Origin of the sequence: Streptomyces sp. NPDC057010, assembly GCF_042673805.1 — a bacterium.
In the GTDB taxonomy this organism is placed as follows: Bacteria; Actinomycetota; Actinomycetes; order Streptomycetales; family Streptomycetaceae; genus Streptomyces.
On the sequence record NZ_JBHUSC010000029.1, the window covers coordinates 20,131 to 36,910 of the forward strand.

The 16,780-nt window shown below is 73.0% G+C and carries 18 protein-coding genes; 14 read left to right on the forward strand and 4 right to left on the reverse strand.

Annotation, left to right across the window (positions count from 1 at the left end; genetic code table 11):
- Nucleotides 1-24 precede the first annotated feature (24 nt).
- From ACFTXQ_RS23090 to ACFTXQ_RS23100, 3 genes are all read left to right on the forward strand, one after another.
- Complete coding sequence (locus tag ACFTXQ_RS23090) at nt 25-717, forward strand: ScbR family autoregulator-binding transcription factor (RefSeq protein WP_382643631.1); 693 nt, start codon at nt 25-27, stop codon at nt 715-717.
- A 336-nt stretch (nt 718-1,053) separates the two neighbouring features.
- Nucleotides 1,054-1,872 carry a BTAD domain-containing putative transcriptional regulator gene (locus tag ACFTXQ_RS23095; protein WP_382643633.1) on the forward strand — a complete coding sequence of 273 codons (819 nt, stop codon included), beginning with the start codon at nt 1,054-1,056 and terminating at the stop codon, nt 1,870-1,872.
- Between the two features lie 31 nt (nt 1,873-1,903).
- Nucleotides 1,904-3,079, forward strand: a complete 1,176-nt coding sequence (locus tag ACFTXQ_RS23100) for an epoxide hydrolase family protein (protein WP_382643635.1) — start codon at nt 1,904-1,906, stop codon at nt 3,077-3,079.
- Between the two features lie 11 nt (nt 3,080-3,090).
- Here ACFTXQ_RS23100 and ACFTXQ_RS23105 read toward each other — a convergent pair whose 3' ends face one another.
- Complete coding sequence (locus ACFTXQ_RS23105; protein ID WP_382643637.1) at nt 3,091-3,639, reverse strand: flavoprotein; 549 nt, start codon at nt 3,637-3,639, stop codon at nt 3,091-3,093.
- A 59-nt stretch (nt 3,640-3,698) separates the two neighbouring features.
- Between ACFTXQ_RS23105 and ACFTXQ_RS23110 the strand changes: the two genes are divergently transcribed.
- The 4 genes from ACFTXQ_RS23110 (at nt 3,699) to ACFTXQ_RS23125 (ending at nt 7,589) form a co-directional block, all read left to right on the forward strand.
- The gene (locus ACFTXQ_RS23110) at nt 3,699-4,097 is read left to right on the forward strand and encodes an SgcJ/EcaC family oxidoreductase (RefSeq protein WP_382643639.1); all 399 of its coding nucleotides are present in this window, start codon (nt 3,699-3,701) and stop codon (nt 4,095-4,097) included.
- A gap of 402 nt (nt 4,098-4,499) precedes the next feature.
- A complete protein-coding gene (locus ACFTXQ_RS23115) occupies nt 4,500-5,732 on the forward strand; it encodes a helix-turn-helix domain-containing protein (RefSeq protein WP_382643641.1) in 1,233 nt (410 codons plus the stop codon).
- A gap of 97 nt (nt 5,733-5,829) precedes the next feature.
- Nucleotides 5,830-6,795 carry an SRPBCC family protein gene (locus ACFTXQ_RS23120; protein ID WP_382643643.1) on the forward strand — a complete coding sequence of 322 codons (966 nt, stop codon included), beginning with the start codon at nt 5,830-5,832 and terminating at the stop codon, nt 6,793-6,795.
- 20 nt (nt 6,796-6,815) lie between these two features.
- Nucleotides 6,816-7,589, forward strand: a complete 774-nt coding sequence (locus ACFTXQ_RS23125) for a 4'-phosphopantetheinyl transferase family protein (protein WP_382643645.1) — start codon at nt 6,816-6,818, stop codon at nt 7,587-7,589.
- 40 nt (nt 7,590-7,629) lie between these two features.
- Here ACFTXQ_RS23125 and ACFTXQ_RS23130 read toward each other — a convergent pair whose 3' ends face one another.
- The gene (locus ACFTXQ_RS23130) at nt 7,630-8,451 is read right to left on the reverse strand and encodes a BTAD domain-containing putative transcriptional regulator (protein ID WP_382643647.1); all 822 of its coding nucleotides are present in this window, start codon (nt 8,449-8,451) and stop codon (nt 7,630-7,632) included.
- A gap of 137 nt (nt 8,452-8,588) precedes the next feature.
- Entirely contained in the window at nt 8,589-8,762 is a 174-nt protein-coding gene (locus ACFTXQ_RS23135) for a hypothetical protein (RefSeq protein WP_382643649.1), read from the reverse strand.
- 342 nt (nt 8,763-9,104) lie between these two features.
- Here ACFTXQ_RS23135 and ACFTXQ_RS23140 point away from each other — a divergent pair, with 342 nt between their 5' ends.
- The 4 genes from ACFTXQ_RS23140 (at nt 9,105) to ACFTXQ_RS23155 (ending at nt 13,245) form a co-directional block, all read left to right on the forward strand.
- Nucleotides 9,105-10,304: an aminotransferase class V-fold PLP-dependent enzyme gene (locus ACFTXQ_RS23140; RefSeq protein WP_382643651.1), complete on the forward strand. Its 1,200-nt coding sequence runs from the start codon at nt 9,105-9,107 to the stop codon at nt 10,302-10,304.
- Between the two features lie 39 nt (nt 10,305-10,343).
- Complete coding sequence (locus tag ACFTXQ_RS23145) at nt 10,344-11,918, forward strand: acyl-CoA carboxylase subunit beta (RefSeq protein WP_382643653.1); 1,575 nt, start codon at nt 10,344-10,346, stop codon at nt 11,916-11,918.
- Nucleotides 11,915-12,169 carry an acyl-CoA carboxylase epsilon subunit gene (locus tag ACFTXQ_RS23150; protein WP_382643655.1) on the forward strand — a complete coding sequence of 85 codons (255 nt, stop codon included), beginning with the start codon at nt 11,915-11,917 and terminating at the stop codon, nt 12,167-12,169. Before ACFTXQ_RS23145 ends, ACFTXQ_RS23150 begins: the two co-directional genes overlap by 4 nt.
- A 269-nt stretch (nt 12,170-12,438) precedes the next feature.
- Nucleotides 12,439-13,245: an SDR family NAD(P)-dependent oxidoreductase gene (locus tag ACFTXQ_RS23155; protein ID WP_382643657.1), complete on the forward strand. Its 807-nt coding sequence runs from the start codon at nt 12,439-12,441 to the stop codon at nt 13,243-13,245.
- Between the two features lie 104 nt (nt 13,246-13,349).
- Here the strand turns inward: ACFTXQ_RS23155 and ACFTXQ_RS23160 are convergent, their stop codons facing one another.
- Nucleotides 13,350-14,348: an AMP-binding protein gene (locus tag ACFTXQ_RS23160; protein WP_382643659.1), complete on the reverse strand. Its 999-nt coding sequence runs from the start codon at nt 14,346-14,348 to the stop codon at nt 13,350-13,352.
- A gap of 343 nt (nt 14,349-14,691) precedes the next feature.
- Between ACFTXQ_RS23160 and ACFTXQ_RS23165 the strand changes: the two genes are divergently transcribed.
- From ACFTXQ_RS23165 to ACFTXQ_RS23175, 3 genes are all read left to right on the forward strand, one after another.
- Nucleotides 14,692-15,519: an NAD(P)H-binding protein gene (locus tag ACFTXQ_RS23165; protein ID WP_382643661.1), complete on the forward strand. Its 828-nt coding sequence runs from the start codon at nt 14,692-14,694 to the stop codon at nt 15,517-15,519.
- Nucleotides 15,520-15,621: 102 nt separating this feature from the next.
- The gene (locus tag ACFTXQ_RS23170; RefSeq protein ID WP_382643663.1) at nt 15,622-16,257 is read left to right on the forward strand and encodes a hemerythrin domain-containing protein; all 636 of its coding nucleotides are present in this window, start codon (nt 15,622-15,624) and stop codon (nt 16,255-16,257) included.
- A complete protein-coding gene (locus ACFTXQ_RS23175) occupies nt 16,254-16,748 on the forward strand; it encodes a DUF1772 domain-containing protein (protein ID WP_382643665.1) in 495 nt (164 codons plus the stop codon). The genes ACFTXQ_RS23170 and ACFTXQ_RS23175 overlap by 4 nt, the downstream gene beginning before the upstream one ends.
- Nucleotides 16,749-16,780: the final 32 nt, after the last annotated feature.

Here is a 16,780-nt window from a genome sequence, read left to right on the forward strand (position 1 = left end):
TCGGCGGCGAGAGGAGACGGCTCGGTGCAGGAGAGGTCGGAGCGGACACGGAGGCGGCTGGTCTGCGCCGGGGCCGAGATGTTCCACCGGAACGGCTACGCCAACGCCACGTTGGGCGAGATCGCTGCCGCGGCCGGGGTGACGAAGGGGGCGCTGTACTTCCACTTCGCCTCGAAGGACGAGCTCGCGGAGGCCGTGCAGCAGCGGGGGTGCGCGCTGTTGCACGAGCAGGTGCGGGCGTTGCGCGAGGCCGGGGTCTCGCCGTTGCAGGCGCTGATCGACATCACGCACTGGCTGGCGCGGACGCTGCACGAGGAGCCGGCGATTCCGGCGAGCTTCCGGATCACCAAGGAGTGCGGCGGGGCGGGGCCGCGGGGGCCCGTCGGGGCGCGGGGCGCCGTCGGGGCGCGGCCGGTGGTCGTCGACTTCCACGGGGCGTGGATCTCGGCGGTGTGCTCGCTGCTGCGGTTGGCGCGGGACGCCGGGGAACTGCCGGTGGCGGGGCGTCGGTGGGAGAGCGCGGAGGCGTTGGTCGCGGCTGCGGCGTGCGGGATCGAGGTCATGTCGGGGACCGGGATGTCGTACGGGGAGTTGCGGGGGAAGGTGGGGGCGTTGTGGGCGATGCTGCTGCCGAGTCTCGTGGCCGACGGGCGGGAGCGGGAGTATCGGACTGAGGCGGAGTTCCTTGGGGCGGAGGCCGTGCGGATCGGGTTGTGAGGTGCCGGTGCCGGGGCTCGGCCCCGGGCCCCGCGCCTCAAACGCCGGCGGGGCTGGTTGTGGCTCCGCGGTGGGTGGTCCCTGCGGGTTAGGGATCGGGGCTCCGCCCCGGGCCCCGCGCCTCAAACGCCGGCGGGGCTGGGATTGGCTGCGCGTGGGTGGGTTTGTGCGGGTTGGGGATCGGGGCTCCGCCCCGGGGCCCGCGCCTCAAGCGCCGGCGGGGCTCGGATTGGGCCTGGGGGTTGGAGAGGGGCTTGAAAGGGGCTTGAGGAATCGGGGGGTCGGGGTGGGGTGGGGTTAGCGTGCCCCCGTGCTCGACGACTGGGGGAGGAGACCGTGAAGATTCAGGTTCTGGGTCCGTTGAGTGCCGAGGTCAACGGGGGGTCCATCGTTCCGACCGCCCGGAAGCCCAGGCAGATCCTGGCGCTCCTCGCCCTGTATCCCGGGCGGGTGATGCCGGTGCCCACCCTCATGGAGGAGATCTGGGGGACCGCACTGCCGCAGAGCGCCCTGACCACACTGCAGACCTACATACTTCAGCTGCGGCGGCGGCTCGGGACCGCCCTGGGGCCCGGGGCCGGGGGCGTGAAGGACGTGCTCGTCACGCGGCACGGGGGGTATCTGCTCCAGATCGAGCCCGAGTCGGTGGACGTGCACGAGTACGAGAGTCTCGTAGCCCGCGGGCAGAGCGACTTCGAGCAGGGCGATGACGAGAGCGCGGCCGCCACGCTGCGGGCGGCGCTCGCGTTGTGGCAGGGGCCCGCGCTGGTCGACGTACGGGCGGGGCCGATCCTCGAGATCGAGGTGATGAGGCTTGAGGAGAGTCGGCTCGTTGCCGTTGAGCGGCGGATCGACGTTGATCTGCGGCTGGGGCGGCACACCGAGCTGTTGGCCGAGTTGACCGAGCTGATCGCCCGGCACCCGCAGCACGAGGGGCTGCATTCGCAGGCGATGGTCGCGCTCTACCGGTCGGGGCGGCAGGCGACCGCCCTCGACGTGTACCGCAGGCTGCGGGGGCGGCTGATCGAGGATCTGGGCGTGGAGCCGTCGCCGCAGCTGCAGCGGCTGCACCAGGCGATGCTGACGGTGGATCCGGCGCTCGACGTGCAGGCGGGGCCCAAGCGGGGGTCGACGTTCGACCTGTACGCCGTCTGACGTCCGGCGTCCCCTCTGGCATGCTCGGCGTGTGAGCGATCTTGGCGACGGGTTTCGGGAGTTCCGGCTCGATGTGGCGCAGGCGGAGCTGGACGACCTGTCGGAGCGGCTGCGGCGGGTGCGGTGGCCCGACGGGCTGCCCGGGGTGGGGTGGGCGCACGGCATTCCCGTCGAGGAGATGCGTGCGCTGGTCGACCACTGGCGCGACCGGTACGACTGGCGGGCGGCCGAGGCGCGGTTGAACGCCTGGCCGCAGTTCACCGCCCTCGTCGACGGGGCGAGCGTGCACTTCGCGCACGTGAGGTCGCCGGAGCCGGACGCCGTGCCGCTGTTGATGACCCACGGGTGGCCCGGATCGTTCGTGGAGTTCCAGCGCGTCGCCGGCCCCTTGAGCGACCCCCGGGCGCACGGCGGGGATCCCGCCGACGCCTTTCACCTCGTGCTGCCGCACATTCCGGGCTTCGCCCTGTCCGGGCCGACCACCGAGACCGGCTGGGAGTTCAAGCGGGTCGCGCGGGCCTTCGGGGTGCTGATGGAGCGGCTCGGGTACGAGACGTACGGGGTCCAGGGCGGTGACTGGGGCGCCGCCGTTTCGCGGGAGCTGGGGCGGATCCGGCCCGAGCACGTCGTGGGCGTGCACCTGAACCTGCTGCCCGGGGGCGGGGCCACCGAAGAGCCCCGGCCCGAGGAGCTGGCCGCGCTGAGCCCGGACGAGCGCGAGCGGACGGTGGCCAGCTGGGAGCGGTACCGCAGCTGGACGCGCGAGCGCCAGGGCTACGCCGACATCCAGGCGACCCGGCCGCAGACCCTCGCGTACGGGCTGAACGATTCACCGGTCGGCCTGCTGGCCTGGATCGGGGAGAAGTTCGCCGAGTGGAGCGATCCGCGGTGCCCGATCGACCGGGACCAGCTGCTCACCAACGTGATGCTGTACTGGCTGACCGGGACGGCCGGCTCCGCCGCGCGGATCTACTACGAGCGGGCGCACGCCGACTACGCCGGGCAGCCGCCCGAGCCGTCGCGGACCCCGACCGCCCTCGCCGACTTCCCCCGGGACAACTTCGTCCCGCTGCGGCACGTGGCCGAGCGAACCAACCGCATCGTGCGCTGGACCTCCTACGACCGGGGCGGGCACTTTCCCGCGATGGAGGTGCCGGAGCTGCTGGTGGAGGACGTACGGGCCTTCTTCCGGACGCTACGGGCCTGACCGGCGGTCGGTCAGGGCTGGGCGGTGGCCGTACGGGAGATCGCGTCCAGGGCGGCGGGCCACGGGAAGTGGGGCGGGGCGTCCTGGCCGGGCGGGCCCGGGACGAAGCCGTTCTCGCCGAACAGGACCTCGACGCCGGCGGAACGCAGCACCGAGAGGGACTGCTCGAACTGGGGGTGCGCGGCGAGCGCCGTGTTCGTGCAGGGCACGGCGACGGCCGGAGTGCCCTTGCCGCTCGCCTCGGCGGCGACGCCGACGGTGAAACGGTCGGTGAGGCCGAGGGCCCAGGCGTTGACCGTGTTGAAGGTGGCGGGTGCGAAGAGCAGGGCATCGGCCGGCGGCCAAACGTCGTCCTCCCCGGGCAGCTTGTACTGCCAGCGCACCGGGTGGCCGGTCAAGGCGGCCAGTCCGTCGAGGCTTCCTGCCAGCCAGTGCGCCGCGGTGGGAGTGAGACCGAGGCACACGTCCCAGCCGCGGGCCTGGGCGTCCTCGATCACGTGAGCCACGTCGAAGACGGGCGGGGCGGCGGAGCAGAACAGGTACAGAATCCTCGTGGTCATACGGCAATATGATCATATTGCTTGACCTCAACCATGGTTGAGGGAGCATGATCGGATTCATGAGCGAACACGAAGTCGTGGCGATCGCCGAGGTCGTCGCCACCGTCGAACGCACGCAGCAGGCCAAGGACGCCGAGGGCTTCCTGGCCCTCTTCCACCCGGACGCGCTGTGGACCACCGCGCACGGGAAGGTCCTCATCGGATTCGACGCGATAGCCGAGTTCACGCGGAAGGTGCTGCCGGCGGCGAACTGGGACGGGAAGGTCACCTACGAGGTGGTGCACACCCAGTTCCTGCGGCCGGACGTGGCCGCGGTGAAGGTGCGGCAGGTCTACCACGGGGCGGACGGCAACGGCAGCGAGGGCGCGCCGCTGTACGTGATGACCCGGGGCGAGGACGGGCGCTGGCTGCTGACGGCATGCCAGAACACCCAGGTGGTGCCCGAGGACCCGGCCTAGCCGGCCGGTCCGGGGTCACCTCTTCGGCCAGCCGATGTCGTCGTCCGGCTTCTCCTCCTGGGCGGGACCGGACGACCGGAAGGCGGCCGCAGGGGCCGCGGTGTGTGCTGCGGGCGTCCGGGGCGGACAGGACGCGCGGGACGCGCACACCGATGGCCTCATCGTCGACTCCAAGGCGCTGAATTGCGGGAAGAGCGGGGGCGCCGGCCGGTACGGAGGCCGGATTTTGGAGAGTTTGCCTCCATGGGGTCGAGGATCGCTCGAGGAACACCTGAGGTGCGGACGAGGTCCGGACGAGACGGGCCGCGAATCCGTGGCAAAGGTTTGCCCGGCTGTTGCCGGGGACCCTACGCTCGGTGCCCGTTCCCGACAGATTCCTTGCCCGCGACCCGAGGGATGCTCATGCTGCGACAGCCCGCGTTCGGACACCGCCTGAGGAAGCTGAGGCTTGCCCAGGGCCTGTCGCAGACGGCGCTGGCCGGCGAGGGCATGTCCACCGGCTACCTCTCCCGCCTGGAGTCCGGGGCGCGCCAGCCCACCGACCGGGCCGTCGGGTACCTGGCCGGCCGGCTGGGCCTGGAGGCCTCCGACTTCGAGGAGCCGGCCACCGGCTCGCTGGCCCACGCCCTCACCCTCGCCGCGTCGACGGGGTCCCCCGACGCCATCGAGGCGCTCGGCCAGGCCCTGGCCGCCGAGGGCCACGAGAGCCCGGTACTGCGCTGGCAGGCGCTGTGGCTCCTCGCCCAGGCCGCCCGCGTGCAGGGCGACCACGCCGTGGAGCGGGAGCGGCTCGCGCACCTGGTCGCGCTCGGCGAGGAAGTCGGCGTCAGCGAGCTGCGCGTACGCGGCCTGACCCGGCTCGCCCGCTGCCTGCGCTCCATCGGCGAGATCACCCCGGCCGTGGAGGCCGCCGTCGAGGCCCACCGGATCGCGCTGCGCGAGGAGCTGGGCGTGGAGGACCGGGCCGCCGCCCTGCTGGCCCTCGTCTCCGTACAGGCCGAGTCGGGCCGGATGGGCGACGCCCGGATCCACGCGGACGAGCTGACCGCGCTCGTCGAGGGCCGCTCCGACGCGCTGTGGGCCGAGGCCATGTGGACCGCCGCCGCCGTCCGCATGCGCCAGGGCGACTACCCCGGGGCGCAGGCCTGCCTGGACGCCGCCCTGGAGCGGTTCAGCAGCCAGGAGGACCTGATCCTGTGGATCCGGCTGCGGCTGGCCACCGGCCGGCTGCACCTCCAGAAGATGCCGGTCGACCCCGCGCAGGCGCGGCGCCGCGCCGAGGAGGCCGAGGCCGCGCTCGCGTTCGTCGGCACACCGGCCCTGCGCCAGGACCTGACCGCCCTCAAGGCCGATCTCGCCTTCGCGACCGGCCGCTACGACGACGCGCGGGCCCTGCTCGGCGAACTGGCCGCCGACCAGCCGAGGATGACGTACCGCGGGCAGGTGCGGCTGGAGATCCTGCGCCACCAGCTGCTGATCCTCGGCGGCGACCCCTCCGGCATCCAGGGGCTGCGCGCCCTGGCCCAGCAGGCGCAGGAGGACGCCAACATCGACCTCGCCGCCGAGATCTGGCGGGTGCTGGCCGACGCGCTGACGGAGGCGGGGCAGGCGGGGCAGGTCGCGCAGGCCGGGTAGGCCCGGCTGCCGCTCCCGTCGACGGGGTTGAGGAAAGCTCTAGTCCCCTCGTGCAGGCTGGGCTCACCCGCACAAACGATCAGGGGAGGTGCCTCTCATGTCGTCGCAGCGCGTGCACGCGAGCGAGTGGACGGCGTGGATCGCCGCCCCCGCCGGTGTGGTCTACGGACTGCTGGCCGACGCCGTGCGCTGGCCCCTCCTGCTGCCCTCGCCCGTCCACGTCGAGCGGATGGACTTCGACGGCGTCCGGGAACGGCTGCGGCTGTGGGACGTGAAGGGCGAGCGGGTCCGGTCCTTCCACGTACGCCGGGTGCTGCACCCGCAGTCCAGGACCGTCGAGTTCGAGCAGGAGGACACCGCCCGCCCGGGCGTGCCCACGACCGGCACCTGGACCGTCGAGGCGCGCGGCGAGGCGGAGTCCCTGGTGACGCTGCGCCAGGAACGGACCCTGGAGGGCCTGCCCGCCGCCGGGACCGCCCGCAGCCGCCAGGAGTGGGAGGCGGAGCAGGCCGGGCAGCTCGCCCACCTCAAGGCGGTCGCCGAGCGCTGGGAGCGGCTGGACGAACTGCTGCTGTCCTTCGAGGACAGCGTGCACGTCGACGGCCCCGCCGAGCTGGTCTACGACTTCCTCCACCGCATCGAGGAATGGCCGCAGCGGGTCCCGCACGTGGAGTCGGCGCACGTGGTCGAGGACGTGCCCGGCGTGCAGATGGCCTCCGTGGACACCTGCGCCACCCCCGACGGGCGGACCGCCGCCACCCGGGCGGTGCGGCTGTGCTTCCCCTCCGCCGCGCGGATCGTCTTCAAGGAACTGGTCACGCCCGGGCCGATCGCCGCGCACACCGGCGAATGGTCCCTCGTCCCGGACGGGGACGGCGTACGGGTCGTCTGCGCCCGGCGGGTGATGCTCGCCGAGGACGCCGCCCGCAAGGTCCCGGGCGCGGCGGCGGCCGGCCTCGTCGAGGCCCGCCGGTACGTGCGGACGTGGCTGGGGCGGGCGAGTACCGAGACGCTGCGGCTGGCCAAGTGGCGGGCCCAGACCGGCGTGCGCCGGCTGCGATGAGTACGAGGAGGAGTCCGCGGATGGCACCGATCCAGGGCGCGGCGACGCTGACGGGGTCCGCCCCCTTGTACGTTCCCGGGCCGGAGGGCCCCTGGGAGGAGGTGGGCGAGCGGCTCGACGACGCGGGGCGGGCGGTCGTGTGCACCACCTGGGGCCAGTGGCTGACCGCCGTGCTGCTCGACCCGGCGCTGCGCCCGCTGCTCGGGGACGACTGGCCGCGCTTCCGGCAGACGCCCGCCGCGGCCGGGCGGATGCGGTTCGCCGTATCGCGCTTCGTCATGAAGTACGCCGCCGCCACCGCCCTCGAAGTGCCCGTGGACACCCTGGACCTGGGCTACGGGCCGGGCGGGCGGCCCGAACTGCGGGGGCCGGCCGCCGGGGTGGAGGTGAGCCTGGCGCACACCGGCGAGCTGGTCGTGGTCGGCGTCAGCCGCACCGGGCCGATCGGCGTGGACGCGGAGCCCGCCGACCGCGACATCTCCGTCGGGCTGCTGCGCGGCCACGTGTGCACGGCGGAGGAGGACGCCGCACTCGACGCGCTGCCCGAGGACGAGCGCCGGGCGCGGCTGCTGCGGCTGTGGACCCTGAAGGAGGCCTACACCAAGGCGCTCGGGCACGGGGGCCGACGGCGCTTCTCCACCTTCGGGTTCGGCCTCGACGGCGAGGGCCGGGTGGTCCTGACCGAGGCGGCGGACGCGCGGGCCGCGGAGCCCGTGGCCGGCGAGTGGAGCTTCGCCACCCACCTCGTCCAGGGCCGCTACCTGGTCGGCGAGGCGCACCGGCCGCGCCCCTGACCCGTCGGCCGGCGGGCCTGCCGGCCTGCCGGATAGGCGGCTAGGCGGCGAAGAGGTCGAACGTCGAGGTGTGCCGCGGTCCGGCGAGCACGTCGAGCTGCGGGTCGACGGCCAGCATGGCCTGGTGCAGGCGCTGCAACTGGGGTGACGGCTCCACGCCGAGGTCCTCGATCAGCCGGGCCCGCAGCCTGCGGTACACGTCGAGGGCGGTCGCCTGCCGCCCCGACCGGTACAGCGCGACCATGACCTGCGAGTGCAGTCCCTCGTGCTGGGGGTGGCGCGCGGTCAGCTCGGTGAGCTCGGCGATCAGTTCGGAGTGCCGGCCGAGCCGCAGGTCGGCGTCGATCCGCCGTTCCACGGTGACCAGGCGGCTCTCCTCCAGGCGCATCACCTCGATGTCGAGGATCGGCCCGACCCGTACGTCGACCAGTGCCGGGCCCCGCCACAGGTCCAGCGCGGCCCGCAGGCGGGCGGCGGCGACCTGGTCGTCACCCGTCTCGAAGGCGGCCTGGCCCTCACGGGTGAGGCGCTCGTAGTCGTGGACGTCGACGGTGTCCTCGGGGATCTGCAGCAGATAGCCGCCGTGCCGGGTCGCCAGCACGTCCTTGGCGCTGCCCGGGGCGTCGGGGCCCATGGCGGTTCCCAGCCGCCGGCGCAATTGGAGGATGTACGTCTGGAGGGTGGTCAGCGCGCTCTGCGGCGGCTGGGTTCCCCAGATTTCCTCCATGAGAGTGGGAACGGGTATGACCCGTCCGGGATACAGCGCGAGAAGCGAAAGAACCTGCCGCGGCTTTCCCGCGGTCGGAACGATGGAACCCCCGTTGACCTCGGCACTCAACGGACCCAGAACCTGAATCCTCACGGTCTCCCCTCCGCACTCGTCGAGTTACCAGGCATTTCTGCCACCGGTGGCGAAAGGAACCGCCCCCGTGCCGCGCACGCTAGCCGGGGTAGACGTTTTCCATCTCTTTTCTTTAGTGGAGTTCAAGCCACCTTCGGTTACGGCCAGTCGATCTGGGCGGTGGCCGGGGCGCCGGCGGCCGGGGCGCCGGCCGATGCGGGCGCGACCGGCCAGTCGATGTTCCCGCCGTCGGCCTGGGCGATGCCGCCCGCGGTGAGGACGGCGGCGGCGGCGAGAGCGGCGGTGGCGACAAGGCGGGCGATGTTCTTCATGGTGACTCCTCCGTGGCAACTGTTTGATTCTTCTTGGCAAGTCCTCTGCCAAGAAGCTTGGCAACGCCCGCTTGGAATTCGCTCGCCGATCGCTTGAGGTGGAGTGGAGAACCCCGCTTAAACGGCTCTGACCTGCAAGGAAATTGACGGGGCGGGAGTCCGGTGGGGCCTTGCCAAAGGTTGCCAAGGGGCCTGGAACTAGAGTCTCGCCTGAGTGGCCGTTGCCCGATATTGCCAAAACTGCCAAGCGCTGGGCAATGTATTGCCAAGCCTGTTGGCAATGCTTGGTACATCAGGGTCGTGGACGTGCCGCGGCCCCGACAGCGGGGGGAGGCCCCTGAAATGAACGCGCCGACGTACGACGGGGAACGAACGGCCCACCTGAACACCGCGGGCACGGGCAGCATGCCGGACGGGGTACGCGCCGTACTCGCCGACTGCACGGCCTTCGACGACCGCTTCGGGCCGGCCGCGCTCCGGGAGCGCCTCGGCGCCGTCCTGCACACGGGGATCCACGAACGCCTCGGCGGCCTGCTGGGCGTTCCCGCCGGCGACACGGTCCTCGCCACCGGCGCGGCCGAGGCGTTCGAGGCCTTCCTCTCCGGCACGGCCCTCGGCCCGGGCGACCGCATCTGGACCACCCCCCACGAGGGCGTCGCCCACCTGACCGCCCTGCACGCCCTGCGCGACCGCAGCCGGTGCCGGCTGGAGGTGGTGCCGCTGCGCGCGGACGGGGACCTCGACCTGGAGTGGATGCGGGACCACCTCGACGAGGACGTCGCCCTCGTCTCCGTCGCCCACGTCTCCTCGGCGTGCGGAACCGTCAACCCGGTCGAGGACATCGGCCGGCTCCTCGCCCCCCACCGGGCCCGCTACGCCGTCGACGCCTCCCACTCCGTCGGCCGGCTGCCCGTCGACGCCGCGCGCATCGGCTGCCACCTGCTCACCGCGGACGGCTGGAGGTTCCTGCGCGGTCCGGAGGGCATCGGGTTCGCGTACGCCGCCCCCGGCACGCGGGAAGGGCTCGCACAGGCCCCCGCGCCCGCCCCGGCCGCCGTCGCCGCCCTGCACGCCGCCCTCGCCCACCACACCGCCGCCGGCTCCCTCCCGTACGAGGACCTCCTGCCGCGGCTGCGCGCCGTCGTCGAGGGGACGCCCGGGATGCACCTGCTCGCCTCGGGACGGGAACAGGCCGGCATCCTCGCCTTCCGGCACGGCGAGATCCCGGCCGCGGCCATCCGCCGGGGACTGGCCCGGCGCGGGGTCGTCGTGTGGAAGACCGTCGCGGACGAGAACCCGCTCCACCCGGCCGGGCAGGAGGCGCCCACCGCGCTGCGCGCCTCCGTCCACCACGACAACACCGCAGCGGACGTCGACCGCTTCGGGCGGGCGCTCGCGGAGGTCCTGCGGGAGGAGCGGCTCGCCGCCGCCCCTGCCGAGCCGGTCCTCGCGGCCGCCGGCGCCGCCTTCGGCGCGCCGTCCCCCCACCTCGCGCGACCGGCCAGGCGGCGCGGCCACCTCACGCTGCACCGGGCGCCCTGAGACCCGCCATCGTCAGACCCGTCAGACCTGGAGGAGCAGATGACCATCACCGACGCGCCACCCCTGCCGGCCCTCGACCCGGCCGCGGAACTGGCCGCCATCAAGGCCCACGCGGTGGCCGGCCCGGACGAGCGGGCCACCGAACGGCAGCACGCCAAGGGCAAGCTGACCGCCCGCGAGCGGATCGGCCTGCTGCTCGACGAAGGGTCGTTCCACGAGATCGAGGCCCTGCGACGGCACCGCGCCACCGGTTTCGGGCTGGAGGGCAAGAAGCCCTACACCGACGGCGTGGTCACCGGCTGGGGCACCGTCGAGGGCCGCACCGTCTTCGTGTTCGCGCACGACTTCCGCATCTTCGGAGGCGCCCTCGGCGAGGCGCACGCCGAGAAGATCCACAAGGTGATGGACCTGGCCCTCGCGGCCGGCGCGCCGCTGGTGTCGCTCAACGACGGTGCGGGCGCCCGTATCCAGGAGGGCGTCTCCGCCCTCGCGGGTTACGGCGGGATCTTCCAGCGCAACACCAAGGCCTCCGGTGTGATCCCGCAGATCAGCGTGATGCTCGGCCCGTGCGCGGGCGGCGCCGCCTACTCGCCCGCGCTGACGGACTTCGTGTTCATGGTGCGGAACACCTCGCAGATGTTCATCACCGGCCCCGACGTGGTGCGTGCGGTGACCGGTGAGGAGATCACCCAGAACGGGCTCGGCGGCGCCGACGTGCACGCCGCGGTCTCCGGAGTGGCCGCCTTCGCCTACGAGGACGAGCCGGCCTGCCTGGAGGACGTACGGCACCTGCTCTCGCTGCTGCCCGCCAACAACCGCGAAACACCACCCCGCGAGGCCACCGACGACCCGGCCGACCGGCGCACCGACGCGCTGTCCTCCCTCGTCCCGGCCAACCCGCAGCAGGCGTACGACATCCGCAAGGTCATCGAGGAGGTCGTCGACGACGGCGAGTACTTCGAGGTCCAGCCGGCCTGGGCCACCAACGTGGTGTGCGCGCTCGCCCGGATGGACGGGCACGTCACCGGCTTCGTCGCCAACCAGCCCGCCAGCCTCGCCGGGGTGCTCGACATCCACGCGAGCGAGAAGGCGGCCCGCTTCGTGCAGTTCTGCGACGCCTTCAACATCCCGCTGGTCACCCTCGTCGACGTGCCCGGCTTCCTGCCGGGCGTGGACCAGGAGCACGGCGGGATCATCCGGCACGGCGCCAAACTGCTCTACGCCTACTGCAACGCGACCGTCCCGCGGATCTCGCTCGTCCTGCGCAAGGCCTACGGCGGCGCCTACATCGTCATGGACTCCCGCTCCATCGGCGCGGACCTCGCGCTGGCCTGGCCGACCAACGAGATCGCCGTCATGGGCGCCGAGGGCGCGGCGAACGTCATCTTCCGCCGGGAGATCGCCGCCGCCGCCGACCCCGACGCGATGCGCGCACAGAAGATCAAGGAGTACACGGCCGAGCTGATGCACCCCTACTACGCCGCCGAACGCGGGCTCGTCGACGACGTCATCGACCCGGGCGAGACCCGCTCGGTGCTCGTCGGGGCGCTGGCCATGCTCCGTACCAAGTACGCCGACCTGCCGTCGCGCAAGCACGGCAACCCGCCCGTATGACGGCCGGGCAGGCGGCGGCCGCGCCCCACGCGCCCCACGCGCCCGGCGCGCCGCAGACGTGGCGGATCGTCGGCGGGGATCCCGACGCGACCGAGACGGCCGCCGTCCTGGCGGTGCTGACGGCCCTGCTGCTGAACCGGTCCGGCGCGCCGCAGGCGGAGCCGCCGCGCACGGTGCCGGCCGGCTGGGACCGCCGCGACCGAGCCCCGGCCGGCGCGTTCCGCCAGGCCGGCAGCTGGCGGCAGCGCTAGGCCGTCTCTTCCGGATCTGGCCTGACCCGCGCCGCCCGGCACCGCACCTCGCCGCGTTGTCGAGGCACCCAAGTACGTCCAGTAATCGGGAGCCTCTCCGCCTTGCGATGCACGGCACCGGACGACGCGGGCTTAACCGGCAAGATCCGAAAGAGACGGCCTAGGACGCCCCGCAGGTCGCGTGGGGGCCGCCTCCATCCCACTTCAGCCGCGCCACGAGTTCCCTGCGAGACGCTCCAGAAGTAGAGGCGAGCGACGGAGGGATGAGGATGACGGTGAAGGCGATGGACAAGGCCCCCGAGCGACCCGTGGCCCTGGTCACCGGAGCCACCAGCGGCATCGGACTGGCCATCGCCCGGGACCTGGGCGCCCGAGGGCACCGGGTGTTCCTCTGCGCCCGCACCGAAGCCAAGGTCAAGGAGACCGTCGCGGACCTCCAGGCCGAGGGCCTGACCGTGGAGGGCGCGGCCGCCGACGTCCGCGACCGGACCGCAGTGCAGGGCCTGGTCGCCGCGGCCGTGGCGGCGTACGGCGCACCCGTCAGCATCCTGGTCAACAACGCGGGCCGCAGCGGCGGCGGCGCCACCGCCGGCATCACCGACGAGCTGTGGCACGACGTCATCGACACCAACCTCAACAGCGTCTTCCTGCTGACCCGCGAAGTGCTCAACAGCGGTGGCCTCGGCGCCGAGCCCTGGGGCCGCATCATCAACATCGCCTCGACCGCGGGCAAGCAGGGCGTGCTGCTCGGCGCCCCCTACTCGGCCTCCAAGCACGCCGTCGTCGGCTTCACCAAGGCCCTCGGCCGGGAGCTCGCGCCGACCGGCACCACCGTCAACGCGGTCTGCCCCGGCTACGTGGAGACACCCATGGCGGCGCGCGTGCGCAGCGGCTACGCGCAGGTGTGGGACACCACCGAGGACTACGTCCAGGAGCAGCTCGAATCGAAGATCCCGCTCGGCCGCTACTCCACGCCCCAGGAGGTGGCCGGCCTGGTGGGCTACCTGACCACCGACCTGGCCGCCTCCATCACCGCCCAGGCGCTCAACGTGTGCGGCGGGATGGGGAACTACTGATGCCGTCCGCCGCCCCGGGCGGGGTCGGGGGCGGCGGCGGGCGTGCGAGAGGGCCCCGGACGGTCTACCGTCCGGGGCCCTCTCGGCCGCTCGTGCCCCGTCCTTCACAGGACGGACGGCGACCCCGACACGTCCCAGGCGAGGGCCTGCGGGGCGATCCCGGCGGACCGCCAGTCGGCGAGGACCGCGCCGTCCACCGGCTCGTCCGACAGCAGGACGTGGCGCAGGGCCGGCAGGCCGGTCCCGGCCGCGCGCGCCGCCACGGTCAGCCGTGCGAACGCGGACGGCAGCTGCGTCACCACCGTCACCTCCTGCTCCGCGAGCAGCCGGGCGAAGGCGCGCGCGTCGCGGGCCGTGTCCCGGTCCACGACGACGGCGCGGCCGCCCGACAGCAGCGGGCCCCACATCTCCCGCATGCCCAGGTCCAGGCTCATGGAGTGGAAGTACGTCCACACGTCGTCCGGGCCCGACTCCAGCATCGGCACGCAGGCGTCCACCCACGACAGCACGTCCATGTGGGACACCGGCCGCACGGCCAGGGCACGGCCCGGGCCGCCGCCCGTGGGCAGCGCCATGAAGGCCGTCTTCGGCGGGATCTCGCGGCGCATCGCCATCTCCGGCCGTACCGCGATGACGAACCGGCCCGCCTTGGCCACCGGGATCTCGTCGCGCAGCAGTCCACCGTCCGAGACGACCATCTCGGCGCCGGCGTCGCGCATCAGGAACTCCTGGAGCCCCGCGTTGTGTCCGGGCTCCAGCGGCAGCACCGCCGCCCCGGCGCGCAGTGCGCCGACCACGGCGCCGGCGGCCGTGCAGGAGCGCTCCGCGCGGACGGCGACGGCGGAGCCGGGGCCGGTCCGGCCCGACAGGCGCCGCGCGATGTCGTCGGCCAGCCACTCCAGTTCGAGGTAGGTCGCCTCCCCCTCCGCGTCCCGGGCGGCGACCCGGCCCGGATGGCGGGCGGCCGAGGCCGAGAAACGGACGTCGATGCGGTCCCGGCGCGCGGGCCACTCGCCGGCCGGGTCGAGCCCGATCCGTCCGAGCAGACCCGCCAGGTCGGCGGACAACCGGTCGAGCTCCGGATGATCCGGAGTGGCGTTCATGCGGCCTCCCAGCGGCGGGTCGTTACTCCAGGGCCCGATGGTGCCGGGGGAGACATGAGAACCGCTCAAGTCCTGCCGTAGAGGAGCGGTCGGGGCAGGGTCGGGAGCGGATCGGGGGCCGGTCGGGGGCCGCTCAAGACCTCCTCAACGGCCGGTCCACGAGGGGTCGAAGACCGCTCGGGACGCCCTGGCCCGCCCTCTGGAGGCATGCCTACGATTCTCGGGCTCATGCCGAAGCCACATGCTCCCCGTCGCGCTCCGGGCGACCACCCGTAGACGCACGCATATGGAACTGAGCTTTGTGGCTATGGCCCGTCTCGCGAGACTGGACTTGACTGTACTCATGACTCAGAACGCGCAGAACACGCAGATCACCCTCGTCATCGGCGGCACCGGCAAGACCGGCCGGCGCGTCGCCGAGCGGCTCACCGCCCTCGGCCGCCAGGTGCGCATCGGTTCCCGCAGCGGCTCGCCCGCCTTCGACTGGAACGAGCCCGCCACCTGGGAGCCGGCGCTGGAGGGCGTCGACCGGGTGTACGTGACCTACTACCCCGACCTCGCCTTCCCCGGTGCCGCCGAGCAGGTCGGCGAGTTCGCCAAGGTGGCCGTTGCGAAGGGCGCCCGCCGCCTCCTGCTGCTGTCCGGCCGAGGCGAGGAGGCCGCGGCGGTTGCCGAGGACAACCTGAAGGCCTCCGGCGCGGACTGGACGATCGTCCGCTCCAGCTTCTTCGCCCAGAACTTCTCCGAGAGCTTCTTCCTGGACCCCGTACTGGCCGGCGAGATCACCCTGCCGACCGGGGACGCCGTGGAGGCCTTCGTCGACGCCGAGGACATCGCCGACGTCGTGGCGGCCGCGCTGACCGACGACAAGCACATCGGCAAGACCTACGAGCTGTCCGGCCCGCGCCTGCTGAGCTTCAGCGACGTGGCCACCGAGCTGTCGAAGGCCACCGGGCGCGAGATCAAGTACGTCTCCGTCACCAACGAGGAGTACCGGGCGGTGCTGCGCGAGCACGGCCTCCCGGAGGACTTCGCCGACCTGTTCACCATGATCCTCGACGGCCGCAACGCGCACCTCGTCAACGGTGTCGAGGAAGCCCTGGGCCGCAAGCCCAGGGACTTCGCGGACTACGCCCGCGAGGCCGCGGCCACCGGCGTCTGGAACGTCTGACGGCGCGCATTGCTCACCACCCGCTCCATCCCTACCGCTCCTTGACCGGGCGGCGACTCTGGTACGGCCGCCGCCCGGTACTCGGGGCCACAGGAGGTTCCCATGCCCACGCCCCGGACGTACTCCAGCGAACACGGACTGGAATCCCTTCCCCCGTACTTCCACGGATTCGCCCTGATGCACATCGCCATGCGACGCGACGCGGCCCGGCTGCGCGCCGCGGCCCCGGCGTGGAACGGCGCGGGAGCCGAGTGGTGGCAGCGGCTGCGCGAGGTCATCGAATGGCACCACACCAGCGAGGACGACGTCCTGTGGCCGGGACTGCGCCGCCGGGACGCCGACTTCGACGCGCAGGCGCGTGAACTGCACGAGGACCACGAGGAGCTGGACGCCGCGATGGCCGCCGTCTCCACGGCGATCGCCCGCCGCGGCGACGACCTGGTCCGGGCCGCGCAGACCTTCGAGGGCGTGCTGCGCGACCACCTCCGCGACGAGGAGCGCATCGTCTTCCCCGTCTTCGAGCGCCTCGGCGAGCGGGCCTACCTGGCCGAGGAGCGCAAGGTCGTCTCCAGCGCGCCGATGCGCGTGATGACGTACCTCCAGCCGTGGATGTTCGACGGCGCGTCCCAGCAGTCGGTCGCGCACGTCTCCGCGACCATTCCGCCGCCCGTCCGCCTGATCGGTGCGACGCTGCTGCAGAAGCGCTACGCACGCACGTTGAAGGGAATCCTCAAGTGACCGGCACGACGACGCAATCCGTGACCCTGGTGGCCGCCACCGTGGGCACCGGCCTGATGGCCGGGCTCTACTTCGCCTTCGACATCTCGGTGATGCCGGGCCTGGGCCGCGGCGACGACCAGACGTACGTCACCGCCATGCGCAACATCAACGAGGCCATCGACAACGGCCTGTTCGGCCTGCTGTTCCTCGGCGCCTTCCTGGCCACCGGGGTGGCGGCCGCCCAGCAGCAGCGCGGTGGCCGGCCGGACGCGGCGCGCTGGGGCTGGCTGGCCTTCGCCCTCTACGGGCTGTCGCTGGCCGTGACCGCGGTCGTGAACATCCCCCTCAACAACCAGCTCGCCAAGGCCGGCGCCGACGCCGCCGCGGCCCGCTCCCGCTTCGGCGGCCGCTGGACCTCCGGCAACATCGTCCGCACCGTGGCCTGTACGGCGGCGCTGGCCGCCCTGGGCCGGGCGCTGACCCTGCACGGCCGCGGTTCGGCGGCGTAGGACCCCCGCGTACGGCGCCCGCTCTCTTTCCG